This window comes from Streptomyces sp. NPDC005761, from assembly GCF_040630635.1.
Lineage (GTDB): Bacteria > Actinomycetota > Actinomycetes > Streptomycetales > Streptomycetaceae > Streptomyces.
This window is the reverse complement of sequence record NZ_JBEXXX010000004.1, coordinates 136,426-163,161: the sequence shown is the minus strand read 5'-3', so window position 1 is coordinate 163,161 and position 26,736 is coordinate 136,426. Positions and strand designations below refer to the sequence as shown.

The window sequence follows — 26,736 nt, the reverse complement described above, 5'->3', positions numbered from 1 at the left end:
GGGGGTGGGATGCGTCGTTACGCGGGTACGCGGGCGACGACGTGGAGGTGGGCGCGGACCCAGGCGTTGAAGGCCTCGGGGCGTTCCTGGTTGGAGAGGTGTCCGGCGCCGGAGAGGGTGACGTAGACGGACTTGGCGAGTCCGCCGGCGATGGCCTGCGACTCGTCGGTTCCGGTGACGGTGTCCTGTTCGCCGCACAGGACGAGGGCCGGTGCGGTGATGGCTGCGAGGTCGTCGGTGAGGTCGGCCTCCGCCATGGACGCGGCGGCGTATCCGTAGCCGGGGTTGCGGATGGAGGCGGCCATGGTGGCGACGACGCGTTCGACGAGGGCGGGGGGTGCGGCGTCGGAGACGAGGCGCGGTCCGCGGGTGGCGGCGAAGGCGTCGGGCCCCTGGTCGGCGAGTTGTCCGGCGCGTTCGCGCATGGCGCGGGCCCTGTCCGGGTGGGTGCCGGAGCCGCGGCTGGAGTCGGCGACGATCAGGGAGGCGACGAGGTCGGGGTGGCGGGTGGCGAGCCGGAGTGCGATGACGCCGCCCCAGGAGACGCCGAGGACGTGGGCGGGGCCGCCGTGTTCGCGGATGAGGGCGGCGGCGGTGTCCGCGTAGCCGTCGAGGCCGGGGGCGTGGCCGGGATCGGCGGAGTCCGCGTAGCCGGGCGCGTCCCACGCCACCACGTGCACCTGGCCGGCGAGCCCGTCGAGTTGCGGGGTGAAGGCGGCGGAGGAGGAGCCGATGCCGTGGAGGCAGAGGAGCAGGGGGGCGTCCGGGTCACCGGCCTCCCGGGTATGGACCCTGGCGGTGGCGGGGGCGGTCACAGGATCTGTCCTGCCCGGCCGACGACGGCGCCGAGGCTGCGGAGAACCGCGTGCGGGACGACCTGGCTGGTGGCGGGGTTGGCTTCGTCGGGGCGGTGGGCGACCTCGAAGCGGTAGCTGCCGTGCGGGCCGGCCGCTTCGATGACGTGTCGCGTGAGGGTGGCGGCGGGGTCGGCGACGACGACGACCCGGACGAGGGCGGGGTCGCCGGTGGCGAGGGCGACGGATGCGGCGACGTTGGTCGACTTGGGGAACTTCACCGGGACGTCGATCGCGGTGCCGCGCATGACCTCGACGGGTTCGGTGGTGGTCCGCAGCCGTTCGGTCAGTTCCGCGTCCATCCAGGGCTGGTGGAGGGTGGCGGGGAGTTTGGTGGTGGTGAGGGTGACGGAGGTGAGGGGGCCGAGTCCACGGACGGCCTGGAGGAGGTCGAGTCCGCCGACGGCTCCGCCGGTGAAGTAGACGCGTCCGGGGCCCGCGGCGCGCAGCCGGTCGGTGAGGTCGGGGTCGACGAGGGCGCCGGTGGAGGCGATCAGCAGGTCGGCGCCGCTGTCGAGGACACGCTCGGCCCATTCCCGTACGACTGCCTGGCCTGCTGCTTCGACGATGAGGTCGCAGACGGCGAGGGCGTCCTCGAAGGAGAGCTGGGGTGCGGGGGCGTCGACGAGGGGGCGGTTGTCGATGATGCAGGTGAGTTCGGCGCCGGGGATGTGGCCTTCGGCCAGTGCGGTGCCGACGACGCGTCCGATGGCTCCCCAGCCGACGAGGCCGATGCGGCGCACGGGGCGGGCGGGGCGGGCGGCGGTGTCCGGGCGGGGGGTGAGGGTGGCGGTCATGCGGTCACCTCTTCGGTGATGTCGGAGGGGGTGGCGGCGAGGGGCCCGGGGTCGGGGGTGCCTGCCATGTGGCTGCGGATGCCGGGTGAGGGCGGGCCCGCGGTCCCCCACAGGTCGGAGAGGTCGGGGGTGCGGCGCCAGACCTTGGCGATCCAGGCGTCCTCGACGATCTGGGCGACTTCGGAGGTGTATTCGCAGACGAGTCCGGCGGGGTCGGTGAAGTAGGAGAAGGTGTTGTTGCCGGGGCCGTGCCGGCCGGGCCCCCACTGGGGGTTGATGCCGTGGTGGCGCAGGCGGCCGAGGCCGCGCATGAAGTGGTCGATGGACGTCATCTCGTAGGCGACGTGGTTGAGGGAGGTCCATGCCGCCTGGTTGAACGCGATGCAGTGGTGGTCGGCGTTGCAGCGCAGGAACGCCATCTGGTGCTCGGACCAGTCGGAGACGCGCAGGCCGAGGACCGAGGTGTAGAAGGCGACGGCGGCGTCGATGTCCGTGGTGTTGAGGACGGTGTGGGTGACGCCGACGGGGACGGCGGCGTCCCGGCCGCGGGGGGTGACGGCGTGGGTCTGGGCGCTGAGTTCGATCAGCCGGCCCTCGGGGTCGGTGAAGCGGAGTCCGTAGCCGCCGCCGACCTGGTCGAGGGGGCCGGGGCCGGCGACGGGGACGATGCCCCGGGCGAGGAGCCGGCGGGCGGCCTCGTCGATCTCGGCGGGGGTGGCGACGGCGAAGGTGATGCGGCCGAGGCCGTTCTGCTCGCCGCGGGCGAGGTGGAGGACGTGGTGTTCCTCGCCGGTGCCCCGCAGCCAGGTGGCGTCGGCTTCCCGTTCGACGGGTTCCAGGCCCCAGACCTCGCGGTAGAAGTCGGCGGACTCGGTGAAGGCGGGGGTGCGGAGCTCGACGGAGCGCAGGGCGCGGAGCCGTGCGACGGGTTCGGGGGCCGGGCGGCGGGTGTGGGGGTTCTCGTACGGCATGGGGGGCTCCGGGTTCGTTTCGCTCGGCTTCACTGGGCGGCCCAGGGCAGCGGGGTGGTGTCGGTGGCCCAGTAGAGGGATTTCTGCCGCTGGTAGCCGCGGATGAGGTCGCGGCCCTTCTCGGTGCCGATGCCGCTGTCCTTCAGCCCGCCGAACGGGGTGGAGATGCTGAACTGCTTGTACGTGTTGATCCAGACGGTGCCCGCGTCGATGCGGCGGGCGAGGCGCCATGCTCTGGCGTGGTCGCGGGTCCAGATGCCGCATGCCAGTCCGTACACGCTGTCGTTGGCCTGGTCGACGAGGTCGTCCTCGTCGTCGAAGGGCAGGGCGACGACGACCGGGCCGAAGATCTCCTCCTGGCAGACGCGGGCGGTGTTGGGCAGGCCGTCCAGGACGGTGGGGAGGTAGTAGGCGCCGTCGCGGTAGCGCTCGCCGTCGGGTGCCGCTCCCCCGCACCGGACGGTGGCGCCTTCCTGTCGGGCCAGGTCGACGTAGGCGGCGACGCTGTCGCGGTGGCGGTGGTGGACGAGCGGGGCGACCTGGGTGTCGGGGTCGGTGCCGGGTCCGACGCGGAGCTTCTCGGTACGGGAGACGAGTTCGCCGAGGAACTCCTCGTAGCGGGATCGGGCGACGAAGAGGCGGGAGCCGGCGATGCAGCTCTGTCCGCTGGAGGAGAAGACGCCGTACATGACGCCGGCGAGGGCCTGCTCCAGGTCGGCGTCCTCCAGCACGATCGTGGGGGACTTGCCGCCGAGTTCGAGGGAGACCGGGATGAGCTTGTCGGCGGCGGCGTGGGCGAGGGTGCGGCCGGTGGACGTGCCGCCGGTGAAGGTGATCTTCTCCACGACCGGGTGCCGCACGATGGCGTCGCCGATGACGCTGCCGCGGCCGGGCAGGACGGACAGCAGGGCGGTCGGCAGCCCGGCTTCGGTGAGTGCCTGGTGGACGAGGCGGCCGAGCGCGAGGGCGACGAGGGGGGTCCACTCGGCCGGCTTGAGGAGGACCGCGTTGCCCGCGGCGAGGGCGGGGGCGAGCTTCTGGGCGTCGCTGGCGATCGGCGAGTTCCACGGGGTGATCGCGCCGACGACGCCGATCGGTTCGTGGACGCTCATCGTGATGTACGGGCCACGGGAGGGGGTGAGGGCGTCCTCGGCGGTCTCCAGTGCGGCGGCGGTGTAGCGGAAGGTGCCGGCGGCGCTGTGGACGAGGGCGCGGGTCTCGGTGCGGCATTTGCCGGTGTCGGCGGTCTGCAGGGCGGAGAGCCGGTCGGCGCTCTGCTCGACGAGGTCGGCGATGCGGTGGAGCAGCCGGGCGCGGAGGTGCGCGGGGAGCTCGCGCCAGGCGGGGTCGTGGGCGGCGTGGGCGGCCGCGGTGGCTGCCTCCTCGACGTCGTCGAGGGAGGCGGCGTGCACGGTGGCGATGACCTGGCCGGTGGCCGGGTCGACCGTCTCGATGAGGGCGCCACGGCCCTGCCGCCACTGCCCCGCGACCAACACCTCGTCGGCAAGCATCAGTTGGCCTCCTGCAGTCGAATCGGTTACCTCAGAGCTAAAAATCTAAGGGCTTAAGTAATTACCCGCAAGCCCCCCTCGGCAAAATCTCCTTTGCTTCCGAAGGTCTTGACGGGCGCCACCCCCGGGGCGGTAAAACTTAAGCACTTAAAAGCTAGGCACTTACAGAGGCGCGTGAGTGACTTCACCCGCTCACGAGCGCCGTGCGGCCGTCGTCGGCCGTACGCTCAGCTCACTCCCTCTCCTCTGTGACCCCGTACACCTGGCTCCCCAACCGCTCCGTCCCCACGCGGAGCAGGAGGAACCCTGGATGAGCACCGACACCTCGAAGGACGCCGCCCCCGAGGCCTCGCCTGCCCGCACCACCCGCGCCACCATCGCCGCCCGCTTCGAGCGCCTGCCGCTCTCCCGCTGGCACGTGACCGTCCGCCTGATCGTGGGTGTCGTCACCTTCTTCGAGGCCTTCGACCAGCTGCTGATCGCCTACGCGCTGCCGGAGCTCCGCGACGAGTGGCAGCTGTCCACCGGCGACGCCACGGCGGTCCTGACGGTCGGCTCGGCCGGCATGCTCGTCGGCGCGCTGCTGTCGGGACGGCTGGCCGACCGATACGGCCGGGTGAAGGTGATCGCGTACTGCGTGGCCGCGTCCGGCATCGCCGGCCTGGCGCTGGCCGCGTGCACCTCACTCACCCCGTTCCTGGCCCTGCGCTTCGTCCAGGGCCTCGCGATCGGGGGCGAGGTGCCGGTGGCGGCGGCCTTCATCAGCGAGATCACCCGGAGCTTCAAACGGGGCCGCTTCGTCCTGCTGTACGAGCTCGTCTTCCCGGCCGGCCTCACCGTCGGTGCCCTGGTCGCGGCCTGGGTGGTCCCGGCGGCGGGCTGGCGCGTGATGTTCGCGGTCGCCGCCGTGCCCGGCCTGCTCGCCTTCCTCGTCCAGCGCAAGGTCCCCGAGTCGCCCCGCTGGCTCGCGGAGCGGGGGCGGCTGGAGGAGGCCGAGGCCGTCATGACCGGGATCGAGGCCAAGGTGTCGGCGGCGACGGGCGAACCCCTCCCCCGGCCGGCCGTCACCGCCCCCGCCGCCGCCCCCGCGCCCACGGCCGTCGCCGCCACCCCGGCGGAACGCGCCGCGACCGGCCTGCGCGGCCTTTTCACCGGCCGCTACCGGCGCCGCACGCTGGTGGTCGGCGCGCTCTGGTTCACCGGCTACTTCGTCAACTACGGCGTGACGTCCTGGCTCCCCAGCATCTACAAGGACGAGTACGGCCTCACCCTCTCCGACGCCCTGCTCTACTCCACCGTGACCTCGGTCGCCGGCCTGCTCGGCTGCCTGATCGTCGCCCTCACGGTGGACGTCCTCGGCCGCCGCCGCATCTTCGCGATCTGCCTCGGCGCCTCGGCCGCGCTCCTGCTCACCCTGGCCACGCTCGGCGCCGGTACCCCTGCGGAGGTCCTGATCTGGACCTCCCTCTCGGCGGTCGGCTTCTTCGGCTCCAACATCTGCCTGTACCTGTACACCCCCGAGCTCTACCCGACCCGGATGCGCGCCCTGGGCTGCAGCGTCGGCGGCGCGGTCAACCGCCTGGGCGTGATCCTCGGCCCGATCCTGGTGGGCGTGGTCTACGCGGCCGGCGACAGCGTCACCGCGGTGTTCGTGATGCTGGGAGCGGTGGCCCTGGTGGGCGCGGTGGTGGCCGGAACCCTGGCGGAGGAGACCGCGAACCGGCCGCTGGAGGAGATCTCGCCCTGAGGGGCGTTCACACGCGGTCGCCGCGGAAGGACCGGTACTCGTCGTTCATGAGATCCCAGAAGGACCGGTAGCGGACGGCGCCGGGCAGCCAGTGCGCGAGGTACCAGGCCTCCCACTCCCCTTCGGGCGTGACCACACGAGGATTGAGCAGGTAGACGTCACCCGCATCGGGCGTGCGGCTGACCTTGAGCATGTCGCTCAGGTACACGGTCCGAAGGGCGCAGCAGTCCTGCTCCTCCCCGTAGACGAAGTACTCCTCGTCGGGCACCCCGTCCCGGCCCCGGTCATCGCCCCAGCCCTCGATCAGCTCCGGATCGACATCCCCGACCCGGCCGACCTCCCCGGCGGGCAGAAGCCCGGCGATCTCGGATGTCGTATCGAGCCACCCGTCGCTCGTCAGCAGGAACTCCCGGTAGCTCGGCGGCAGCACGCACCCCAGGCGCTGCTCGAGTCCGGTCAGCTCGTCCGGGGTCGCCCCCGGACCTCCCAGCCAGCGCGCCGCGCGCACCTCCGCCGGAAAGGGCTCGGACCGCTCCTGCTCGTGCAGGACCGGATCCGGCCACTCGTCGCTCCACCGCTGGAGCAGGTCGCGCCAGGGGTGGCCGGGAGCGGCCGGCCCGGGTCCGGGTTCCTGTGCGTCAGTGGTGGTCACGGGCCCAGAGTAGGAGGAGCCGCTGACAACGGCCGGTACCCCGACCGCGGGAGGCAGACCGCGGACAGGGCCGCCCCGGGCCCTGTCCGCTCACTCCCCCGCGGCCGCCCCGTTCGCCGACTCGTCAGCGATCCGCTCATGGTGGCGGATGACCTCGGCCACGATGAAGTTCAGCAGCTTCTCGGCGAACGCCGGGTCCAGGTGGGCGCTCTCCGCCAGTTGACGCAGCCGGGCGATCTGACGGGACTCGCGGGCCGGATCGGCAGGGGGGAGCTGGTGGGCGGCCTTGAGGTGGCCGACCTGCTGGGTGCACTTGAAGCGCTCGGCCAGCATGTGGACAACAGCCGCGTCGATGTTGTCGATGCTCTCGCGCAGCCGGTTGAGTTCGGCGCCTACGGAATCGTCGATGTCGCTCGTGGTCATGGTCAATGAGCTTAGAGGGGCCCGGCTACGGGATGATCGTCGGAGGGTGTTCCGAGTCAGGAACACGGTCGCTCCAGCCGCCCGGGACGCTGCGGCCCTGCTGCTCGCGGAAGCGGACCGGGGCGATGCCGACGCGGCGGGCGAACAGGCGGGAGAAGTACGCCGGGTCGTCGTACCCCACGCGCCGGGCGACGGCGGCGACGGGCAGGTCGCCGGTGGCCAGGAGCTCCTTGGCACGGCCGAGCCGGATGCCGAGGAGGTAGTCCTTGGGACTGCACCCGGCCCCCCGCCGCACCGCCGTACGCAGTTCGGCGGGCGTCATGCCGTGCCGGGCGGCATGCTCGGCGACGGACAGCGGCTGGAAGGCGTCGCGGGCCAGCGCCTGCAGCACCGGATCGCCGTCGGGGCTGACGTCGGCGCGCGCCCGGCGAAGCGCCACGAGCAGTTCGTGGACGGCTGCCCCCGTCTCCACCTCCAGGAGCGGATTGCCGCGTCGGGCCGCCCGGACCATCCGGCCCACGGCGGCACGCGGGGCCGCGGTGTCGGCGAGCGGGACCAGGGGGCGTTCGGGTTCGATGTAGCCGAGCTCGGTGTAAGTGCTGGTGGCGGGCCCGGTGAAGTCGACGAAGCTCTCGTCCCAGCCGGTGACCGGATCGGCGCCGTAGTGGTGCGGCGTGCCGGGAGTCAGCCAGATCAGGCTGGGCGCGGTGACGGGCACCCTGCGCCCGTCCGGTCCGGCGAACCAGCCGGTGCCCGCGTTGATGACGACCGCCACGTGGTGGTCCAGGGTGCGGGGGCCGACGGTCGGCAGCGTGCCGTGCTGCAGGCCCACCCCCAGACAGACCAGACCGAGACGGTGGTGGAGCGGGCTCGGGGTGAAGAAGCGCATCCAGGTGTGGTACATCGGCCTTCGCTCCTCCGTCCGCGGCATCTGACGTGCAGCGTCGTCCACTGCGTCCAAACAGCAGTGATCTTTGTCCATGGACCGGCCGCACGCCAGGGGGCGACGCTGGGCCGTGACATTACTCCCGGGTTCGCCCGCTCCGTCACACGTACCGCTCGTACCGGGCCGGGCAGCGCGGCGTTCACGGGACCGCGCGCACAGGAGAGAACGAGCACGATGGCTGACTTCACCGTGGGGGACGACCACTTCCGGATCGACGGAAAGCCCGTACGGCTGCTGTCGGGGGCCCTGCACTACTTCAGGGTGCACGAGGCGCAGTGGGACCACCGGCTGTCGATGCTGCGGGCGATGGGCCTGAACTGCGTCGAGACGTATGTGCCGTGGAACCTCCACGAGCCGCGGCCGGGCGAGTTCCGTGATGTCGGGGCGCTCGGCCGATTCCTGGACGCGGCCCGGCGGGCCGGCCTGTGGGCGATCGTGCGCCCGGGGCCGTACATCTGCGCGGAGTGGGAGAACGGCGGGCTGCCGGCATGGGTGACCGGCCGGTTCGGCCGGCGGGTGCGGACCCGGGACGCGGGCTATCTGGGCGCGGTGGAGCGGTGGTTCGCCGAGCTGCTGCCGCAGGTGGCGGAGCGGCAGGCCGACCGGGGCGGACCGGTGGTCATGGTGCAGGCGGAGAACGAGTACGGCAGTTACGGCACCGACGAGGTGTATCTGCGCCGGGTGAGCGAGATGCTCGTCGCCCTCGGCGTGAGCGTTCCGCTGTTCACCTCCGACGGGCCCGAGGACCACATGCTGACCGGTGGTTCCGTGCCCGGTCTGCTCGCCACGGCGAACTTCGGTTCGGGTGCGCGGGAGGCGTTCCGGGTGCTGCGCCGTCACCAGCCCGGCGGGCCACTGATGTGCATGGAGTTCTGGTGCGGCTGGTTCGAGCACTGGGGCGCGCCGCCTGTTCTGCGGGATCCGGCGCAGGCCGCCGACGCGTTGCGGGAGATCCTGGAGTGCGGGGCGTCGGTGAACATCTACATGGCGCACGGGGGGACGAACTTCGCCGGCTGGGCGGGCGCCAACCGCTCCGGTCCGCTCCAGGACCAGGCCCTGCTGCCGACGGTGACGTCGTACGACTACGACGCTCCGGTCGACGAGTACGGGCGGGCCACGGAGAAGTTCCGTCTGTTCCGGGAGGTCCTCGCCCCGTACGCGGACGGGCCGCTGCCCCCGCTCCCGCCCGAGCCCGCCGGCCTGGCTCCGGTGCGGGCCGCACTGACGCAGTGGGCGCCGCTGTCCGACGTCATGGAGGCGCTGGGCGACGAGGAGACGGCGGAGTCCGGTGTGCCGCCCACCTTCGAGGAGCTGGGGGTGGACCGCGGCCTGGTCCGCTACCGGGTCGCGGTGCCGGGCCCGCGTGGCCCGTACGCCCTGGGGGTTTCCGGCTTGCGGGACCGGGCGGTGGTGTACGTGGACGGGGCCCGCAGGGGCGTCCTGAGCGAGGAGGACTGCACTCTGGCGGAGCCGGTGGGCGGGCCCGCCGAGGTGGAGCTGTGGGTGGAGTCGCTGGGCCGGGTCAACTACGGGCCTCGGCTGGGCGAGCCGAAGGGGATCACCGGGGGTGTGCTGCACGAGCGCCAGTTCCTGCACGGCGTACGGGCGCGGGCGCTGCGGCTCGACGCGTTCGACGGGCCGGCCGCGTTGGAGGGTGTCTCCTTCCTGCCGGTGGACGGGTCCGGGGGCGCCGGACTGTACCGGGGTACGTTCGAGGCCGCGGACGTGTCCGGAACCGGGCATGCCGGGCTCGAACTTCCGGGCTGGACCCGTGGATTCGTCTGGGTGAACGGGTTCTGCCTCGGGCGCTACTGGTCGGCGGGCCCGCAGCGGACGCTGTACGTGCCGGGTCCGGTACTGCGGGACGGCCGGAACGAGGTGTGGGTGCTGGAGGTGGAGGGAGCGGGGGCGCCGTATGCGGAGCTGGGGCCGGGGGTTCCGGTGCGGGTGGGCGGTCCGGCGGCGGCCGACGTCTGACGGGCCCCGCCCGCCGCGGTCTACAGTGGTGAGGAGTTGAGCGCCGCGGAGCGGGGGTACGGACGTGACGGACCGCCCTCACAGCAGCCCTGTGGTGCACGGTTTCCCGCATCTGGCCACCGTCCGCTCGGCGATCACCGCGCTGTACCGGCGACTGTCGTACGACGGCATCCAGCGCTTCGCTCCCAGTCTCGCCCCCGGTGATGCGGCGTTCGCCGACGCGGACGACCTGCATCTCGGTACGCAGCGGGTGGCCCGTGCGATGGTGCAGCATCTGCGGCTGCCGGATGCACGGATGATCGTGGCGTTCCGCTCGATGGAGCATGCGGGGAGTGTCGAACTCGCTGCGGGGCCGGAGTACTTCATCGAGCTGAACGACCGCTTCCGTACCCATCGCAGGGACATCGGCGCCGCGTTGTCGCACGAGGTGATGCATGTGCTCCTGCACCGGCTCGGCCTCGAGTTCCCGGGGACGCGTGACAACGAGATCCTCACCGACACCGCGGCGGCTTATCTGGGAGCGGGCTGGCTGTTGCTGGACGCGTTCCGGGAGGATGCCACGTCCAGCCAGAAGCTCGGCTACCTCACCCCGGAGGAGTTCGGGTACGTGCTGGCCAAGCGGGCACTCGCCTTCGACGAGGATCCCTCGCCGTGGTTCACCAGCCCTCAGGCGTACACCGCATACACCAAGGGGCGGGCGCAGGCCCTGCGCGAGAGCGTGCAGCCGCCCCTGACTGCCGCGGGCTGGGCGGGCCGGCGCCGGTACGCCAAGGACCGGCGCTACGCCCAGGATCATCCCGGTGCCGTTCCCGTTCCGGATCCCGGCGTTCCGTACGCCTTCGAGGCCGGAGGGGACGGGCTGCGGGTCGCCTTCGCCTGCCCGACCTGCCATCAGCGCAACAGGGTCCCGGTCCGCGGCCGCGTGCGGGCGCGGTGCGCGCTGTGCCGGTCGGTGCTGGACTGCACCACCTGAAGGCCGTCCCGCACTTCCTGGTGGATCAGCGCGCGGCGTCGGATGCGGTGCATCGCAAGGCGGAGAGGTGCCCACATACGGGACGTGTTCGGGCGTTTCGACAACGGAGGGGTCCCCCCGTGCCGTTCAGGCTACGTGGAGAGGTGCCGTAGCAGTCGTCGTGCGCCCGCCAGGAATCGCTGGACAGCCCTCAGGTGGGACGCTTGGGGCAAGTGGCCCCGGCGCACGGCGTATTACAGTCGAAATGTGACAGAAGATCCGAGGGCGGCGGCAGGGAGCGGGCCGAGCCTGTTCGATGCGCTGTACGAGGGTGAGAACGCCGTCGTACGGCTGCTCCGCGCCGGTGTGTCCGCGGAGTCGGTGGACGAGGACGGTGCGAGCGCGCTCTATCTCGCGGCAGTGTCGGACCGTCCGGGGGTGGTGCGGCTGCTCCTCGCGGCGGGCGCCGACCCCGACCGGGCCTGCGGTCCGGAGTCGGGCGATCTCCCGTTGTGCGGAGCGGCGTGCGGCGGGCACACGGAGGTGGTCGAGGCGCTGCTGGCGGCCGGGGCGCGGCCGGATCTGCGCGAGCAGTTCGGGTTCACGGCGCTGCGGTGGGCGGTGGGGCTGGGGCACGCCCGGACGGCCGAGGTGTTGCTGATGTATGGTGCCGACCCCTGTCTGCCGGGTCCGGAGGGCGAGTCGCCGCTGCTGCTCGCGGCCCGCAGGGGCTCAACGGCGACGGTCCGCGCGCTGCTGCGGCACGGAGCGGGGGCGGTGGAGGGCGCGGTCGAGGAGGCGCTCGGCGAGGCGCGGCGCATGCTGGACACCGACCTGGAGCAGGAGATGCGGGCGGGCTTGCGGGAGTTGTACGGGGAGGAAGACGCGTACGAGGTGGTGGTGCGCCGGTCCGTCGTCGACGGCGGGGAGACGCTGACCGTCGAACTCGTCCGTGACGGCCGGCCGGCCGCGGGCCGGGATCAGCAGACGGGGCACGGTGCGATCGCCACGGTCCTGGAGCGGGAGCTGGGTCACCTCGCCCCCTACGAGGAACTGGCCAGGCGGGCCGTGCGGTCCGGGGGGCCGGGGCTGGACAACTGGCGGGCATCCGCCGAGGCCCTGTGCGAGCGCGGCGGCGAGGAGACCCGTCAGGCGGCGCTCGCGTGGTGTGCGGCGGACGATCCGCTGCGGAGGGCGTTCGGCGCGGAGGTGCTTGCGCGGTTGGGAGCGGACGGCACAGGCCCGCCCCGGGCCGAGGAAGGGAGCGCGGCTCCGGGCGGACCCGGTTGACGCCCCGTCCTCGGCGCGGAAGTGCTTGCACGGTCGGGGCGGACGAAACAGGCCCGTCCGGGGCCGAGAAAGGGAGCGCGGCTCCGGGCGGACCCGGTTGACGCTCCGTCCTCGACGCGGAAGTGCTTGCACGGTCGGGGCGGACGAAAACAGGCCCGCCCGGGACAGAGGAAGGGAGCGCGGCTCCGGGCGGACCCGGTTGACGCCCCGTCCTCGGCCGCCGGACGGTGGGGAGTGAGGGTTCGGCCGTCAGGCCGCTCGGCGGCCACGTGCCGGGGCGCCGCCCCGGCCGGAACCGCCGGAGGGGCCGGCGCCACCGGCACCGGAAGCGCGAGAAGCGCCACCCGTACCGGAACCGCGCGAGGCGCCCCCGGTGCCCGAGCCCCGGGACGCGCCGCCGGTGCCCTGTCCACCACTGCCACCGGCTCCACCGGCGCCGCCGGTGCCACCGCGGCGGCCGCGGCCGCGGCTGCCCGAGCGGAAGCCGCTGCCGGTACCGGCGCCCGTACCCGTGCCCGCGCCGGACCGCGTGCGCGGCTTCGGCGGGGTCGGCTGCGGGACCTCGATCACGATCGCGACACCCGACGGTTCGCGCGCCCCGGTGATCCGGGTGAGCTCCTCGTCGCTGGACCTGATCCGGGTGGTGCGGGGGGCGATGCCCGCGTCCTGCATCAGCCGGGTCATCTCCCGCTTCTCCTCGGGCAGCACCAGCGTCACGACGCTGCCGGACTCGCCGGCGCGTGCGGTGCGCCCACCGCGGTGCAGGTAGTCCTTGTGGTCGGTGGGCGGGTCCACGTTGACGACCAGGTCGAGGTCGTCGACATGGATGCCACGGGCCGCCACGTTCGTCGCGACGAGCGCGGTGACCTCGCCGTTCTTGAACTGGTCCAGGGTCCGGTTGCGCTGCGGCTGGGAACGCCCGCCGTGCAGCGCGGCAGCCCGTACACCGCTGGCGAGCAGCCGCTTGGCGAAGCGGTCGGCGGCGCGCTTGGTGTCGACGAACATGATCACGCGGCCGTCGCGGGCGGCGATCTTCGTGGCGACGGCCTTCTTGTCGGTCTCGTCGAGCACGTGGAGCACGTGGTGCTCCATGGTGGTGACGGCACCGGCGGACGGGTCGACCGAGTGGACGACGGGGTCGGTCAGGAACATCTTGACCAGCCGGTCGATGTTCTTGTCCAGGGTCGCGGAGAACAGCATCCGCTGTCCGCCTTCCTCGACCTGCTTGAGCAGGGCGACGACCTGCGGCATGAAGCCCATGTCGGCCATCTGGTCGGCCTCGTCGAGGACCGTGATGGAGACCTGGTCCAGGCGGCAGTCGCCGCGCTCGATGAGGTCCTTGAGCCGGCCCGGAGTGGCGACGAGCACTTCGGCGCCCCGGCGCAGCGTGCCGGACTGCTTGCTGATCGACATGCCGCCGACGACGGTGGCCATCCGCAGGTTGACGGCGGTGGCGTACGGGGTCAGCGCGTCGGAGACCTGCTGGGCGAGCTCGCGGGTCGGGACGAGGACGAGCGCCAGCGGCGCCTTCGGCTCGGAGCGGCGCCCGGCGGTACGGGCCAGCAGCGCGAGGCCGAAGGCGAGGGTCTTGCCGGAGCCGGTGCGGCCGCGGCCGAGGATGTCCCGGCCGGCGAGCGAGTTCGGCAGGGTGGCGCCCTGGATCGGGAACGGGTCGGTGACGCCCTGCGCGGCAAGGGTTTTCAGCAGGGCGGCGGGCATGTCCAGCTCGGCGAACGCCTCGACGGCGGGCAGTGCGGGGGTCATGGTTTCGGGCAGGGCGAACTCGCCCTGCGGCGGCGTGGCCCTGCGACGGGGCGACGCCTTGCCGGATCCCTTGCCGGAACCCTGTGCGGTTGCCTTTGCCTGGGCCGTGCCACGCCCCCTCGACGGGCGATTGCGGGCGGGACGGTCCTGACGTTCGGAGCGGGTCATACGGAATTGCCCTCCTGGGGGATTCCTGGGAACTACGTGGGACTGCTGGGGACCGCGGGAGAGTTCCGGGGCTGCGTGGACGTGCGGGCATACCGCTGTACGCGGCGCGCGGAACACTCGGGACTCCCGGGGTGCTTCGTCGCACCCGGTGCGGGGCGCCGGTCGGCGCCCGGTCTTTGCGCTACTTCCCAGGGACAGCACAAGCCGGGACCCGCACCGTCACGGTGCGGGCCCCGGCTGCGAGGTACGCGTCCGGCAATTAGGCCGGGACGATGTTCTCCGCCTGCGGGCCCTTCTGGCCCTGCGTGACGTCGAAGGAGACCTTCTGGCCCTCCTGGAGCTCACGGAAGCCCTGGGTGGCGATGTTGGAGTAGTGGGCGAAGACGTCGGCGCCGCCGCCGTCCTGCTCGATGAAGCCGAAGCCCTTTTCCGAGTTGAACCACTTCACGGTTCCAGTAGCCATGTCATTCTCCTAAAACAGGTGCAGTGCCGGAAATCCGCACTTTACGAATTCCAAGTCGCCGCATTGAGCCCCACCCGGAGAAAGCCGGAAAACAATAAAGCGCCTGAGGAAGCATTCCCGTCAGGCGCACATAAAGTTCATGGGTACCAAAACTGCAACCGGACCACCGTAGCACGATCTGCCGACCAGCGGTGGGACACGCCGCGCCGTCGACCGGCGGATATCCGGGCGACCCCTTGGGGCGTCCGGCCCGGAGCCGATTCGAAGCCGTGCGAAACACCGTTCACCGGCGGGCTCAGCGACGCAGGGCGATGCCGTCCAGGACCATCGAGAGGTACTGGCGGGCGATCTCCTCCGGGCTGTGCTGTCCGCCCGGCCGGTACCAGGAAGCGGCGACCCAGACGGTGTCGCGGACGAACCGGTAGGTGAGGCGGATGTCGAGATCGTCCCGGAAGGTGCGGTCGGCGACGCCGCGCTGCAAGGTTCCGAGCCATGCCTTCTCGAACTTCTCCTGCGAGTCGGCGAGGTAGTGGAACCGGGGCTGGTCCGCCAGATGCCGGGCCTCCTTCTGGTAGATGGCGACGGCGGCTCGGTGCCGGTCGATCTCGCGGAAGGATTCGGTGACGAGTGCCTCGATGGTCTGCCTCGGGCCGAGTCCGGCCTCGAGAACCGCGTCGTACCCCTCCCAGAGCTCGTTCAGGAAGCTGGAGAGGATCTCGTCGAGCATCGATTCCTTGGAATCGAAGTGGTAGTAGAGGCTGCCCGCGAGCATGCCGGCCGCGTCCGCGATCCTGCGGACGGTCGTGGCGTTGTATCCCTGGGCGGCGAACACCTCGGCGGCCGTGGCGAGCAGTTCGCCGCGGCGCTCGGGCGCGGGGGTCACCTGGGGCTTCTTCTTGTTAGGCACCCGCCCATTCTCCGCCCGGCGGGAGCGGCCGCGGACGCCCCGGTCGTCCGCGGCCCCGCACCGGGGCCGTCAGGGCGCTGCGGCCGTCGGGCCGTCGTCGTTGCCCCGGCGGATCGTGCGCAGCGGCCGGCCGGGGCGCCAGGACCGGATGACCAGGGTGTCGCCTCCCTCGAGGCCGATGCGTACCACCTCGGTGAGCTCCACCCGGAAGAGGTGGAAGGGCTCGGGCGGCTTCACCTCGGCGATGAAGCGGGCCAGCAGGTCGGGGTCCGTCACCTCCACCGCGCGTCCCGAGATCCGTACGTCCCCGTCGGCCATCTCGGCGTCGGGGCCCGGGTTGGCGTGCACCGCGAAACGGGGATCGCGGAACAGGTCCAGTGCCTTGCGCGAGTTCGGCATCATGCCGAGGAGCGGCTCGCCGAGCCGGAATTCCACTTCGAGGCCGGTCACCCGCGGGGAGCCGTCCTTGCGGAGGGTCGCCAGGACGTGGTGTTTGTACTGCTCGAAGCGCCGGCGCACGGTGTCGGCGAAGTCCGGTTCGGCGGAACGGAAGTCGGTCCAGGTGGCTGAGGTCATGACTCCATCGAACCCGGGAATCCCGACATCCTCTGTCCGGATTCTCCAAGCGCGGTCGCGGACCACCCGGACGGATGCCGCAGGGACCCCGGCGTGATGTGCTGGAGGGGCAGAGGCCGCCGTCCGGGCGGCGGGGAGGGCCCGCTCCCGCTCCGAGGTGAGTTCAGATGGCGATCTTCATGAAGGCGTCGCTGCCGGGCATGACGACGGACCAGTACGAGAAGCTCAACGGGGAACTCCAGTCCATGCCCGGGGACACGTTCGCTGGGTGCCTCGCGCACGTCTGCGTCAGCACCGACGGGGGCATCGAGGTGTACGACCTCTGGGAGTCCGAGGAGGCCATGGACAAGTTCGGCGCGGTGATGATGCCCGTGGCCGAGAAGCAGGGGCTGCCCGCCGCGGGTGAGCGCCCGAAGGTCTCACAGGTACACCGCTACTGGATACCCGGCTCGTAGCCCGACAGGGTGATCAGTGCCGCGTACCCCTGCGTCCGCAGCACGCACGAAGCCCTGCTCCGCAGCAACACCGCGTCGTAGCAGCCGAGTCCGGTGTCCGTGCCGTCGATGACGGCACCGTCCTCCAGCGCCACGGCGAGCACCGCCCCGCCCTCCGGAGCCATCAGCCGGAGGGTGCCGCGCACCACCGCTGTCTCCGCCCGGGTCCGGCCCCTTCGGTACATCACGTTGAGGTTGACGACCGGGCCCCCCAGGAGCCGGCCGTCGGTGACCGCGTCGCCCGGGAAGTCGTGCGGCCAGTACGGCTCGTCGACGATGTGGTGCTCGCCGCCCACCATCAGGTCCATCCCGGCCCCCTCCACCACCGTCAGGGTCCGGTCGACGCCCGGGAACACGGAGAACGGCCCGTCCGCGGTCACGTCCGCCAGGCTGACCCTCCAGTCGAAGGCATCGGTCGTGGTACCGGGGGACGCGGCGATCTCCCGGGTGGTGCCCCCGCCGTTCTTCCAGCTCACCGGCGTGCGGCCGGCCGCGCGCAGGATCCGGAACGCCTCGGCGGTCATCAGGGGGCTCCGATCGTCGGTGATGTGGAACCCCGAGCCTAGACCGGTCCCCCGGGTTCGCTATCTTGATCGCCGCCGCCCCCACCGGCCTCGTGTCCGCAGACCGACGAAGGAGCCGGCCATGGAGGCCGCCGTCACCACGTGCTATCGCCACCCCTCGTACGAGACGTACGTGAGCTGCACCCGCTGCGAGCGCTTCATCTGCCCCGACTGCATGCGCGAGGCAGCCGTCGGCCACCACTGCGTGGAGTGCGTGAAGGAGGGGCAGCGCTCGGTACGGCAGGCGCGGACGGTCTTCGGCGGTGCGGTGCCCCGCGGTGCGGTGCCGCTCGTCACCTGTGTGCTGATGGGCCTCAACATCCTGGTGTACCTGGGTGAGCTGGTCCGGCCCGGGATCGTCGACCGGTTCGCGATGACGGGTGCCGGTCTGACCGGCCCGGACGGCAGCCAGTACGTCTACGTGGACGGGGGCTTCCCCGGCCTCGACGTGATCGGGGTGGTGGACGGTGAGTGGTACCGGCTGCTGACCGGGGCCTTCCTGCACTTGCCGCCGGCCGAGTCCTCCTTCGGCTCGCTGCCGTTCGGCGTGCTGCACATCGTCTTCAACATGTACGCGCTGTGGAACCTCGGCCGGATCGTCGAGGAGCAGCTGGGGCGGGCCCGGTATCTCGCGCTGTATCTGCTGTCCGCGCTGGGTGGTTCGGTGCTGGTCTACCTGGTCGCGCCGCTCGACTCCGCGGTGGGCGCCTCCGGAGCGGTCTTCGGTCTCGCCGCGTCGTTCTACGTCATCAACCGGCGGCTGGGCCGGGACATGCAGGCGGTGAACCGGTTCCTCGCCGGATTCCTGATCTGGATGGTGATCTCGGCGGCCTTCACCTCGTGGGAGGGGCATCTGGGCGGCCTGCTGACCGGCGCGGTCGTCACGGTCGTCTACGCGTACGCCCCGGCGCAGCGGCGTACGGCGGTCCAGGCGGCCGGGTGTGTGGTGCTGCTCGCCGTACTGGTGCTGCTGGTGGTCCTCAAGACCTCGGCGCTGACGGGCTGAGCGGCTGGGGGCGCACGGTCTGACACGATGACCCGCATGCGGAATGATCACTCCGGGCCGGGGGCCGTGCGTTCCGGTGCGGTCTCCTTGGTGCGGCGGCTCCATCCCCTGGACCGTCTGGCGGGCGCGCTGCTCCTGCTGGGGGTGGTGGCGGTGGCAACCGGGCTGCTGCCCGCTGATCCCGCGGCTGAGCAGATGCGGCGCGTCGGGCCGCTGCTGGTGTTCCTGGCCACGGTGATCGTGCTGGCGGAGCTGGCGGGCCGGGCTCAGGTCTTCGATGTGGTGGCGGCCTGGGTGGCGCGGGCGGGCCGGGGCCGCTATCCCCTGCTCTTCGGGCTCTGCGTGGCGTTCGCCTCGCTGACGACGATCACTCTGAATCTGGACACCACCGCGGTCCTGCTGACACCGGTGATGCTGGCACTCGGTACCCGGGTGGGCATCGCGGCGCTGCCGTTGGCGATGACGACGGTGTGGCTGGCCAACACGGCGAGCCTGCTGCTGCCGGTGTCGAACCTGACCAATCTGCTGGCGGCGGACCGGGTGGCGCTGTCCCCGGCCGGTCTGGCCGCCGTGATGTGGCTGCCCCAGCTGGCGGCGATCGGGGTGACGGCCCTGTGCCTGTGGGTGTTCTACTGGCGCCGCGGCCGGCGCGGTGCCGACCGTTACACCCCGCCGGCCGTGCCGGTGCCGGGGGATCCGGTGCTGCTGCGGATCTGTTCGGTGGCCTGCGGCGGTTTCCTGCTGGCGATCCTGCTCCTGGACGTGCCGCTGTGGTCGGCGTCGCTGGTCGCGATGGTGATCGTGGTGGCGGCCTACGCGGTGCGGCGCCGGGAGGAGCTGCGGGTGTCGCTGGTTCCGTGGCGGCTGCTGGTACTTGTCCCCGGGATGTTCCTGGTCGTGGAGACGGTCAACGCGCACGGGCTGCATGAGCTGCTGGTGCGGGCACTCGGCTCGGACGACGGTTTCCTGGGGATGCTGCGGTCGGCCGGGGTGGGCGCGGGGCTGTCGAACGTGCTCAACAACCTGCCGGCGTACGTGGCGGGCGAGGCGGTGATCCCGGTGGACAACCACCATCAGCTGCTCGCCCTGCTGATCGGGGTCAACGCGGGATCCGTCGTCACGCCGTGGGGTTCGCTGGCGACGCTGCTGTGGTTCGAGCGGTGCCGGTGGCAGGGGACACGGATCGGCGTCGGGCGTTTCGTCCTGACCGGGCTGGTGCTGTCGGTGACGGCGGTGTCCGCCGCCACCTGCGCCTTGGCCCTGGTCACCTGAGAGGGAGCGCGGGCCTGGCCCGGGATGCGCCACGGCGCCTGCCGAATCGTCCGGTCGGGGACGGGCAGGCGCCGCGTTCAGTTCCGTACGCCGTTGTACGGGACGTCTGGTGTGCCGTATCAGACCATCAGGGAACGGTCCGTCGGGCGGATCGGGGCCGGCAGTGCGCTGGCTCCGGTCAGGAAGCGGTCCACGCCGCGTGCCGCGGAGCGGCCCTCGGCGATGGCCCACACGATGAGGGACTGGCCTCGGCCGGCGTCTCCGGCGACGAACACGCCGTCGACGTTGGTGGCGTAGTCGTCGTCACGGGCGACGTTGCCCCGCGCGTCGAGCTCCAGACCGAACTGCTGGACCAGCCCGTTGGCCTGGTCCGTGCCGGTGAAGCCCATCGCGAGGGTGACCAGCTGTGCGGGGATCTGCCGCTCGGTGCCGGGCTTCTGCTCCAGCTTACCGTCCTTGAACTCCACCTCGACCAAGTGGAGCGCCTGGACGCTGCCGTCCTCGTCGCCCTCGAAGTGGGTGGTCGAGACGGAGTAGACCCGCTCGCCGCCCTCCTCGTGCGCGGAGGTGACCTTGTAGAGCATGGGGAAGGTCGGCCAGGGCTGGTTGGCGTTCCGGTCCTCGCCCGGGCGGGGCATGATCTCCAGCTGGGTGACGGAGGCCGCGCCCTGGCGGTGGGCGGTGCCGACGCAGTCGGCGCCGGTGTCGCCGCCGCCGATGACGACGACGTGCTTGCCCTCGGCGGTGATCGGGGAGACCGTCAGGTCGCCCTCCTGCACCTTGTTGGCGAGCGGCAGGTACTCCATCGCGAAGTGCACGCCGTTCAGCTCACGGCCCGGGACGGGCAGGTCGCGGGAGACGGTGGCGCCGGCGGCGATGACGACGGCGTCGTAGCGGCGCCGCAGCTTCGCGGCGTCGATGTCCTTGCCGATCTCGACCTCGGTGCGGAACTTGGTGCCCTCGGCGCGCATCTGCTCGATGCGGCGGTTGATGTGCGCCTTCTCCATCTTGAACTCGGGGATGCCGTACCGGAGGAGTCCTCCGATGCGGTCCGCGCGCTCGTAGACGGCGACGGTGTGGCCGGCCCGGGTCAGCTGCTGGGCGGCGGCGAGTCCGGCCGGCCCGGAGCCGATGACGGCCACGGTCTTGCCGGAGAGGCGCTCGGGCGGCTGCGGGGTGACGTCGCCGCGGTCCCACGCCTGGTCGATGATGGAGACTTCGACGTTCTTGATGGTGACGGCCGGCTGGTTGATGCCGAGCACACACGCCGACTCGCACGGGGCCGGGCAGAGCCGCCCGGTGAACTCCGGGAAGTTGTTCGTGGCGTGCAGGCGCTCGGACGCGGCGGTCCAGTCCTCGCGGTAGGCGTAGTCGTTCCACTCGGGGATGAGGTTTCCGAGCGGACAGCCGTTGTGGCAGAACGGGATGCCGCAGTCCATGCAGCGGCCGGCCTGCTTGCTGATGATCGGGAGCAGCGAGCCCGGAACGTAGACCTCGTTCCAGTCCTTGACGCGCTCGCCGGCGGGGCGGGTCTTGGCGACCTCGCGGCCGGTGGTCAGGAAGCCCTTGGGGTCAGCCATTGGTCGCCGCCTCCATCATCTTCTCGGTGGTCTCCTGCTCGGAGAGACCGGCGAGCTCAGCGGCGTCCTTGGCGGCGAGCACTGCCTTGTAGGTGGACGGGATGATCTTGCTGAAGCGAGCCACCGCGGTGGCCCACTCGCCGAGAAGCTTCTCGGCGACCGTGGATCCGGTCTCCTCCTGGTGGCGGCGCACCACGTCGTGCAGCCACTGCTTGTCGGTGTCGGAGAGTTCCTCGACCGCGCCGAGGTTCCCGACGTTGACGTTGTCGCGGTTCAGGTCGATGACGTACGCGACTCCGCCGGACATGCCGGCGGCGAAGTTGCGTCCGGTCTCGCCGAGGACGACGGCGTGTCCGCCGGTCATGTACTCGCAGCCGTGGTCGCCCACGCCTTCCGAGACGACCGTGGCGCCGGAGTTGCGGACGCAGAACCGTTCACCGGTGCGGCCGCGCAGGAACAGTTCGCCGCCGGTGGCGCCGTAGGCGATGGTGTTGCCCGCGATGGTGGAGTACTCGGCGAGGTGGTCGGCGCCGCGGTCCGGGCGGACGACGACGCGGCCGCCGGAGAGGCCCTTGCCGACGTAGTCGTTGGCGTCGCCCTCCAGTCGCAGCGTCACACCGTTGGGGAGGAAGGCGCCGAAGGACTGGCCCGCGGAGCCCGTGAAGGTGATGTCGATGGTGTCCTGGGGCAGGCCCGCACCGCCGAACTTCTTCGTGACCTCGTGGCCGAGCATCGTGCCGACGGTGCGGTTGATGTTACGGATCGCGATCTGCGCGCGGACCGGCTGGGCGGCTTCGGCGCTGTCGGCGTTCAGGGCGTCGGCGGCGAGCTTGATGAGCTCGTTGTCGAGGGCCTTGGACAGACCGTGGTCCTGCTCGGCGATCTGGTGACGGACGGCGCCGTCGGGCAGCTCGGGGACGTAGAACAGCGGAGCGAGGTCGAGGCCCTGGGCCTTCCAGTGCGTGATCGCACGGTCGGTGTCCAGGAGCTCGGCGTGGCCGACGGCCTCTTCGATCGTACGGAAGCCGAGCTCGGCGAGGATCTCGCGGACTTCCTGGGCGATGAACTCGAAGAAGTTGACGATGTACTCGGCCTTGCCGGAGAAGCGGTCACGCAGGACCGGGTTCTGGGTGGCGATGCCGACCGGGCAGGTGTCGAGGTGGCAGACGCGCATCATGACGCAGCCGGAGACGACGAGCGGCGCGGTCGCGAAACCGAACTCCTCGGCGCCCAGCAGTGCGGCGATGACGACGTCGCGGCCGGTCTTGAGCTGGCCGTCGGTCTGCACGACGATGCGGTCGCGCAGGCCGTTGAGCAGCAGGGTCTGCTGGGTCTCGGCGAGGCCGAGCTCCCAGGGGCCGCCCGCGTGCTTGAGGGAGGTGAGCGGGGAGGCGCCCGTTCCGCCGTCGTGGCCGGAGATGAGGACGACGTCCGCGTGCGCCTTGGAGACACCGGCGGCGACCGTGCCCACGCCGACCTCGGAGACCAGCTTCACGTGGATGCGGGCCGCCGGGTTGGCGTTCTTGAGGTCGTGGATCAGCTGAGCCAGGTCCTCGATGGAGTAGATGTCGTGGTGCGGCGGCGGGGAGATGAGACCGACACCCGGGGTGGAGTGCCGGGTCTTGGCGACCCACGGGTAGACCTTGTGGCCGGGCAGCTGGCCGCCCTCGCCGGGCTTGGCACCCTGCGCCATCTTGATCTGGATGTCGTCCGCGTTGACCAGGTACTCGCTGGTGACACCGAAGCGGCCGGAGGCGACCTGCTTGATGGACGAGCGGCGTGCCGGGTCGTAGAGCCGGTCGGCGTCCTCGCCGCCCTCACCGGTGTTGGACTTGCCGCCCAGCTGGTTCATGGCGATGGCGAGGGTCTCGTGCGCCTCGCGGGAGATGGAGCCGTAGGACATGGCGCCGGTGGAGAAGCGCTTGACGATGTCGGCCACGGACTCGACCTCGTCGATGTCGATGGCCTCACGGTCCGAGGCGAAGCCGAAGAGCCCGCGGAGCGTCATCAGGCGCTCGGACTGCTCGTTCACCCGGTCCGTGTACTTCTTGAAGATGTCGTACCGGCGGTTGCGCGTGGCGTGCTGGAGGCGGAAGACCGTCTCCGGGTCGAACAGGTGCGGCTCGCCCTCGCGGCGCCACTGGTACTCGCCGCCGATCTCCAGCGCGCGGTGCGAGGCGGAGATGCCGGTGGCGGGGTAGCCCTTGGCGTGCCGGGCGGCGACCTCCTTGGCGACGACGTCGAGTCCGGCGCCGCCGATCTTGGTGGCGGTGCCGTTGAAGTACTGCTCGACGAAGGCCTCGTCGAGGCCGACGGCCTCGAAGACCTGGGCGCCGCGGTAGGAGGCGACGGTGGAGATGCCCATCTTGGACATGACCTTCAGGACGCCCTTGCCCAGCGCGTAGATGAGGTTGCGGATGGCCTGTTCGGCGTCGATGCCCTCGATGAACGTGCCGGCCCGGACGAGGTCCTCGACGGACTCCATGGCCAGGTACGGGTTGACCGCGGCGGCGCCGTAGCCGATCAGCAGGGCGACGTGGTGGACCTCGCGGACGTCACCGGCCTCGACCAGCAGGCCCACCTGGGTGCGCTGCTTGGTGCGGATGAGGTGGTGGTGGACGGCCGAGGTGAGCAGCAGCGACGGGATCGGCGCGTGCTCGGCGTCGGAGTGCCGGTCGGACAGGACGATCAGGCGGGCGCCGTCCTCGATGGCGGCGTCGACCTCGGTGGTGATCTGCTCGATCCGGGCGGCGAGGGCCTCGCCGCCGCCGCCGACCCGGTAGAGGCCGGAGAGCGTGGCGGCCTTCATGCCCGGCATGTCGCCGTCGGCGTTGATGTGTATGAGCTTGGCCAGCTCGTCGTTGTCGATCACCGGGAAGGGCAGGGTGACCGCGCGGCACGCGGCGGCGGTCGGCTCCAGGATGTTCCCCTGGGGGCCCAGCGTGGAGCGCAGCGAGGTGACGAGCTCCTCGCGGATGGCGTCCAGCGGCGGGTTGGTGACCTGGGCGAACAGCTGGGTGAAGTAGTCGAACAGCAGCCGGGGGCGCTCGGAGAGCGCGGCGATCGGCGAGTCCGTGCCCATGGAGCCCAGCGGTTCGCCGGCGGTGCGGGCCATCGGGGCGAGGAGGACGCGGAGCTCTTCCTCGGTGTAGCCGAAGGTCTGCTGGCGGCGGGTGACCGAGGCGTGGGTGTGGACGATGTGCTCGCGCTCGGGGAGGTCCTCGAGCTCGATCTCGCCGGTCTCCAGCCACTCCTGGTAGGGCTGCTCGGCGGCGAGGGACGCCTTGATCTCGTCGTCCTCGATGATGCGGTGCTCGGCGGTGTCGACGAGGAACATCTTGCCGGGCTGGAGGCGGCCCTTGCGGACGACCTTGGCGGGGTCGATGTCCAGGACGCCGACCTCGGAGGAGAGGACGACGAGGCCGTCGTCGGTGACCCAGTAGCGGCCGGGGCGCAGACCGTTGCGGTCGAGGACCGCGCCGACCTGGGTGCCGTCGGTGAAGGTGACGCAGGCCGGGCCGTCCCAGGGCTCCATCATCGTGGAGTGGTACTGGTAGAAGGCGCGCCGGGCCGGGTCCATGGAGTCGTGGTTCTCCCACGCCTCGGGGACCATCATCAGGACCGAGTGCGGCAGCGAGCGGCCGCCGAGGTGGAGCAGCTCCAGGACCTCGTCGAAGGAGGCCGAGTCGGAGGCGTCCGGGGTGCAGACGGGGAAGATCCGGTCGAGCTGCGCTTCACCGAAGAGGCTGGAGGCGAGCTGGGACTCGCGGGCCTTCATCCAGTTGCGGTTGCCCTTGACCGTGTTGATCTCGCCGTTGTGCGCGACGAAGCGGTACGGGTGTGCGAGCGGCCAGCTCGGGAAGGTGTTGGTGGAGAAGCGGGAGTGGACCAGCGCGACCGTGGTGGCGAAACGGCGGTCGGAGAGGTCCGGGAAGAACGGCTCCAGCTGTCCGGTGGTGAGCATCCCCTTGTAGACGATCGTGCGGGCGGAGAGCGACGGGAAGTAGACCCCGGTCTCACGCTCGGCGCGCTTGCGCAGGACGAAGGCCTTGCGGTCCAGCGCGATGCCGGTGCTCTCGCCGTCCGCGACGAAGAGCTGGCGGAACTCGGGCATGGTGGCGCGTGCGCCGTTGCCGAGGATGTCGGGGGTGACCGGGACCTCGCGCCAGCCGAGGACCTTGAGGCCTTCTTCGGCGGCGATCTTCTCGAGGTTGCGGACGGCCTCGGTGGAGTCGTCCGCGGGCAGGAACGCGATGCCGACGGCGTAGGCGCCGGCCTCGGGGAGCTCGAAGGTGACCTCTTCGCGCAGGAAGGCGTCCGGGACCTGGAGCAGGATTCCGGCTCCGTCACCGGAGTCGGGCTCGGATCCGGTGGCTCCGCGGTGTTCGAGGTTGCGCAGTACGGTCAGCGCCTGCTCGACCAGCTCGTGGCCGGCCACACCGGTCAGAGTGGCTACGAACCCGACACCGCAGGCGTCGTGCTCGTTGCGGGGGTCGTACATCCCCTGCTGGGCGGGGCGACCGTCCATGGGCGACCAGGCGTCGGTGCGCATCGGCTCTCCCGTCGTCGTCGTGGCATGTGCAGTGCCGAGGGACGACGTTGGCCCTCTGCGAAATTTCGTGCAGATTACATGATGGGACGCTTCTCAAAAAGCGGATAGCTCGTTCCAACATACGGACACCGCCGTGGGCGGTGGAGGGGGTCGCAGTCGGAGGATCGGCGCCCGGGAGACCGCAGAGAGCAGGCGTCGTTGCCTGCGGTGTCTACGGCTCATGCCCGGCGGCAAAGGAAACGAAACCGCCGGGTAACGACTACTTATGTGTAGCCCTGCATAGAGTCTCATTTTACGTCGCGTACAGCCGATCCGCCCAGTGGCGGCGATCAGGACGTACGTCACACAGATGGCGCATACGTTACGGCCACGCACACCGGAGGGTGTGCGTGGCCGTGGACCGTACCGGATCCGAGGGCTCAGCCCCCGACGGCGACACCGAACAGGGCGCCCAGGCCGTAGGTGATCGCGGCCGCCGCACCGCCGAGCACCAGCTGGCGCAGCCCGCTGAACCACCAGCTGCGGGCCGTGACCCGGGCCACCACCGCGCCGCAGCCGAAGAGCCCGGCCAGGGCGAGCAGCACGGCGGGCCACATCGCGTCCGCGCCGAGCAGGTACGGCAGTACGGGCAGCAGCGCGCCCAGCGCGAAGGCGCCGAACGAGGACACGGCGGCGACGAGGGGGGACGGCAGGTCGCCCGGGTCGATCCCCAGCTCCTCGCGGGCGTGGATCTCCAGGGCCTGCTCGGGGTCGCGCGACAGCTGGCGGGCGACCTCGCGGGCCAGCCCCGCCTCGACGCCGCGCGATTCGTAGAGCTCGGCGAGCTCCCGCTCCTCGTCCTTGGGGTGCTTGCGCAGCTCCCGCCGCTCGACGTCGAGCTCGGCCTCGACGAGTTCGCGCTGCGAGGCGACGGAGGTGTATTCGCCGGCCGCCATCGAGAAGGCGCCCGCGGCCAGACCGGCCAGGCCGGTGATCACGATCGTGCGGTGCGAGACCGCACCGCCCGCGACGCCGGTCATCAGGGCGAGGTTCGAGACGAGCCCGTCCATCGCGCCGAACACCGCCGGACGCAGCCAGCCGCCGTTGACGTCACGGTGGGTGTGGTTGTCCCGGTGCGCCTCGTGCAGTACGGCGTCGGTCTCGATGATGGACACAGCTCTCCCCTTCTCCGGCAGCGGATTCCGATCGCTCCGCCCCCGCTTGTCATCATCGAAAATACGCACGAAAAATGGCCCCCGCCAGCAAGGCAGGCCGTACTTACCACCCTCCGT

22 protein-coding genes are annotated in these 26,736 nt (G+C 71.5%); 7 read left to right on the top strand and 15 right to left on the bottom strand.

Translation table 11 applies throughout. From position 1 onward, the window contains the following. Positions 1-17 precede the first annotated feature (17 nt). The 4 genes from ABZ434_RS06050 to ABZ434_RS06035 are packed head-to-tail and all read right to left on the bottom strand — an operon-like array spanning position 18 to position 4,133. On the bottom strand, positions 18-815 hold the full coding sequence (locus ABZ434_RS06050) for an alpha/beta hydrolase (protein ID WP_359132445.1): 798 nt from the start codon (positions 813-815) through the stop codon (positions 18-20). Then, positions 812-1,651, bottom strand: coding sequence for an aspartate dehydrogenase domain-containing protein (locus ABZ434_RS06045; RefSeq protein WP_359132443.1), 840 nt, complete (start codon positions 1,649-1,651; stop codon positions 812-814). Before ABZ434_RS06045 ends, ABZ434_RS06050 begins: the two co-directional genes overlap by 4 nt. Further along, positions 1,648-2,622 (bottom strand): VOC family protein, encoded by a 975-nt coding sequence (locus tag ABZ434_RS06040; RefSeq protein ID WP_359132441.1) that lies wholly within the window; start codon positions 2,620-2,622, stop codon positions 1,648-1,650. The genes ABZ434_RS06045 and ABZ434_RS06040 overlap by 4 nt, the downstream gene beginning before the upstream one ends. Positions 2,623-2,651: 29 nt before the next feature. Next, positions 2,652-4,133 (bottom strand): aldehyde dehydrogenase, encoded by a 1,482-nt coding sequence (locus ABZ434_RS06035; protein ID WP_359132440.1) that lies wholly within the window; start codon positions 4,131-4,133, stop codon positions 2,652-2,654. Positions 4,134-4,443: 310 nt separating this feature from the next. Between ABZ434_RS06035 and ABZ434_RS06030 the strand changes: the two genes are divergently transcribed. Then, positions 4,444-5,880, top strand: coding sequence for an MFS transporter (locus ABZ434_RS06030; RefSeq protein WP_359132439.1), 1,437 nt, complete (start codon positions 4,444-4,446; stop codon positions 5,878-5,880). A gap of 7 nt (positions 5,881-5,887) precedes the next feature. Here the strand turns inward: ABZ434_RS06030 and ABZ434_RS06025 are convergent, their stop codons facing one another. The 3 genes from ABZ434_RS06025 to ABZ434_RS06015 form a co-directional block, all read right to left on the bottom strand. Further along, on the bottom strand, positions 5,888-6,532 hold the full coding sequence (locus tag ABZ434_RS06025) for an SMI1/KNR4 family protein (RefSeq protein ID WP_359132438.1): 645 nt from the start codon (positions 6,530-6,532) through the stop codon (positions 5,888-5,890). A 90-nt stretch (positions 6,533-6,622) separates the two neighbouring features. After that, positions 6,623-6,955, bottom strand: a complete 333-nt coding sequence (locus ABZ434_RS06020; protein WP_359132437.1) for a chorismate mutase — start codon at positions 6,953-6,955, stop codon at positions 6,623-6,625. Positions 6,956-6,980: 25 nt separating this feature from the next. Beyond that, positions 6,981-7,859 (bottom strand): AraC family transcriptional regulator, encoded by an 879-nt coding sequence (locus tag ABZ434_RS06015; RefSeq protein ID WP_359132436.1) that lies wholly within the window; start codon positions 7,857-7,859, stop codon positions 6,981-6,983. A gap of 216 nt (positions 7,860-8,075) precedes the next feature. Here ABZ434_RS06015 and ABZ434_RS06010 point away from each other — a divergent pair, with 216 nt between their 5' ends. The 3 genes from ABZ434_RS06010 to ABZ434_RS06000 all read left to right on the top strand — a co-directional run bounded on the left by ABZ434_RS06010 (position 8,076) and on the right by ABZ434_RS06000 (position 12,120). Further along, positions 8,076-9,878 (top strand): beta-galactosidase family protein, encoded by a 1,803-nt coding sequence (locus tag ABZ434_RS06010; RefSeq protein WP_359132435.1) that lies wholly within the window; start codon positions 8,076-8,078, stop codon positions 9,876-9,878. A 64-nt stretch (positions 9,879-9,942) separates the two neighbouring features. Then, positions 9,943-10,851 carry a hypothetical protein gene (locus ABZ434_RS06005; protein WP_359132434.1) on the top strand — a complete coding sequence of 303 codons (909 nt, stop codon included), beginning with the start codon at positions 9,943-9,945 and terminating at the stop codon, positions 10,849-10,851. 246 nt (positions 10,852-11,097) lie between these two features. Then, on the top strand, positions 11,098-12,120 hold the full coding sequence (locus ABZ434_RS06000; protein WP_359132433.1) for an ankyrin repeat domain-containing protein: 1,023 nt from the start codon (positions 11,098-11,100) through the stop codon (positions 12,118-12,120). 249 nt (positions 12,121-12,369) lie between these two features. On the opposite strand, the gene ABZ434_RS05995 is transcribed toward ABZ434_RS06000, so the two are convergent. The 4 genes from ABZ434_RS05995 to ABZ434_RS05980 all read right to left on the bottom strand — a co-directional run bounded on the left by ABZ434_RS05995 (position 12,370) and on the right by ABZ434_RS05980 (position 15,998). Then, positions 12,370-14,052 carry a DEAD/DEAH box helicase gene (locus ABZ434_RS05995; protein ID WP_359132432.1) on the bottom strand — a complete coding sequence of 561 codons (1,683 nt, stop codon included), beginning with the start codon at positions 14,050-14,052 and terminating at the stop codon, positions 12,370-12,372. Positions 14,053-14,311: 259 nt separating this feature from the next. Continuing rightward, positions 14,312-14,515 (bottom strand): cold-shock protein, encoded by a 204-nt coding sequence (locus ABZ434_RS05990; RefSeq protein WP_015607926.1) that lies wholly within the window; start codon positions 14,513-14,515, stop codon positions 14,312-14,314. Positions 14,516-14,810: 295 nt separating this feature from the next. After that, positions 14,811-15,422 carry a TetR/AcrR family transcriptional regulator gene (locus ABZ434_RS05985; protein WP_359132431.1) on the bottom strand — a complete coding sequence of 204 codons (612 nt, stop codon included), beginning with the start codon at positions 15,420-15,422 and terminating at the stop codon, positions 14,811-14,813. 69 nt (positions 15,423-15,491) lie between these two features. Beyond that, positions 15,492-15,998 (bottom strand): pyridoxamine 5'-phosphate oxidase family protein, encoded by a 507-nt coding sequence (locus ABZ434_RS05980; protein ID WP_359132429.1) that lies wholly within the window; start codon positions 15,996-15,998, stop codon positions 15,492-15,494. A 167-nt stretch (positions 15,999-16,165) separates the two neighbouring features. Here ABZ434_RS05980 and ABZ434_RS05975 point away from each other — a divergent pair, with 167 nt between their 5' ends. Next, positions 16,166-16,453 (top strand): hypothetical protein, encoded by a 288-nt coding sequence (locus ABZ434_RS05975; protein WP_359132427.1) that lies wholly within the window; start codon positions 16,166-16,168, stop codon positions 16,451-16,453. Here ABZ434_RS05975 and ABZ434_RS05970 read toward each other — a convergent pair. Further along, a complete protein-coding gene (locus tag ABZ434_RS05970; RefSeq protein WP_359132426.1) occupies positions 16,432-17,016 on the bottom strand; it encodes a HutD family protein in 585 nt (194 codons plus the stop codon). The two genes, ABZ434_RS05975 and ABZ434_RS05970, sit on opposite strands and share 22 nt — an antisense overlap. A 121-nt stretch (positions 17,017-17,137) precedes the next feature. On the opposite strand from ABZ434_RS05970, the gene ABZ434_RS05965 reads away from it, so the two are divergent. Both ABZ434_RS05965 and ABZ434_RS05960 read left to right on the top strand, forming a co-directional pair. Next, the gene (locus ABZ434_RS05965) at positions 17,138-18,061 is read left to right on the top strand and encodes a rhomboid family intramembrane serine protease (RefSeq protein ID WP_359132425.1); all 924 of its coding nucleotides are present in this window, start codon (positions 17,138-17,140) and stop codon (positions 18,059-18,061) included. 36 nt (positions 18,062-18,097) lie between these two features. Beyond that, on the top strand, positions 18,098-19,333 hold the full coding sequence (locus ABZ434_RS05960; protein WP_359132424.1) for an SLC13 family permease: 1,236 nt from the start codon (positions 18,098-18,100) through the stop codon (positions 19,331-19,333). A gap of 119 nt (positions 19,334-19,452) precedes the next feature. On the opposite strand, the gene ABZ434_RS05955 is transcribed toward ABZ434_RS05960, so the two are convergent. The 3 genes from ABZ434_RS05955 to ABZ434_RS05945 all read right to left on the bottom strand — a co-directional run bounded on the left by ABZ434_RS05955 (position 19,453) and on the right by ABZ434_RS05945 (position 26,619). Further along, positions 19,453-20,913 (bottom strand): glutamate synthase subunit beta, encoded by a 1,461-nt coding sequence (locus ABZ434_RS05955; protein WP_359132423.1) that lies wholly within the window; start codon positions 20,911-20,913, stop codon positions 19,453-19,455. Further along, on the bottom strand, positions 20,906-25,465 hold the full coding sequence (gene gltB, locus ABZ434_RS05950; protein WP_359132422.1) for a glutamate synthase large subunit: 4,560 nt from the start codon (positions 25,463-25,465) through the stop codon (positions 20,906-20,908). Before gltB ends, ABZ434_RS05955 begins: the two co-directional genes overlap by 8 nt. Before the next feature lie 419 nt (positions 25,466-25,884). Beyond that, positions 25,885-26,619 (bottom strand): VIT1/CCC1 transporter family protein, encoded by a 735-nt coding sequence (locus tag ABZ434_RS05945; protein ID WP_359132421.1) that lies wholly within the window; start codon positions 26,617-26,619, stop codon positions 25,885-25,887. Positions 26,620-26,736: the final 117 nt, after the last annotated feature.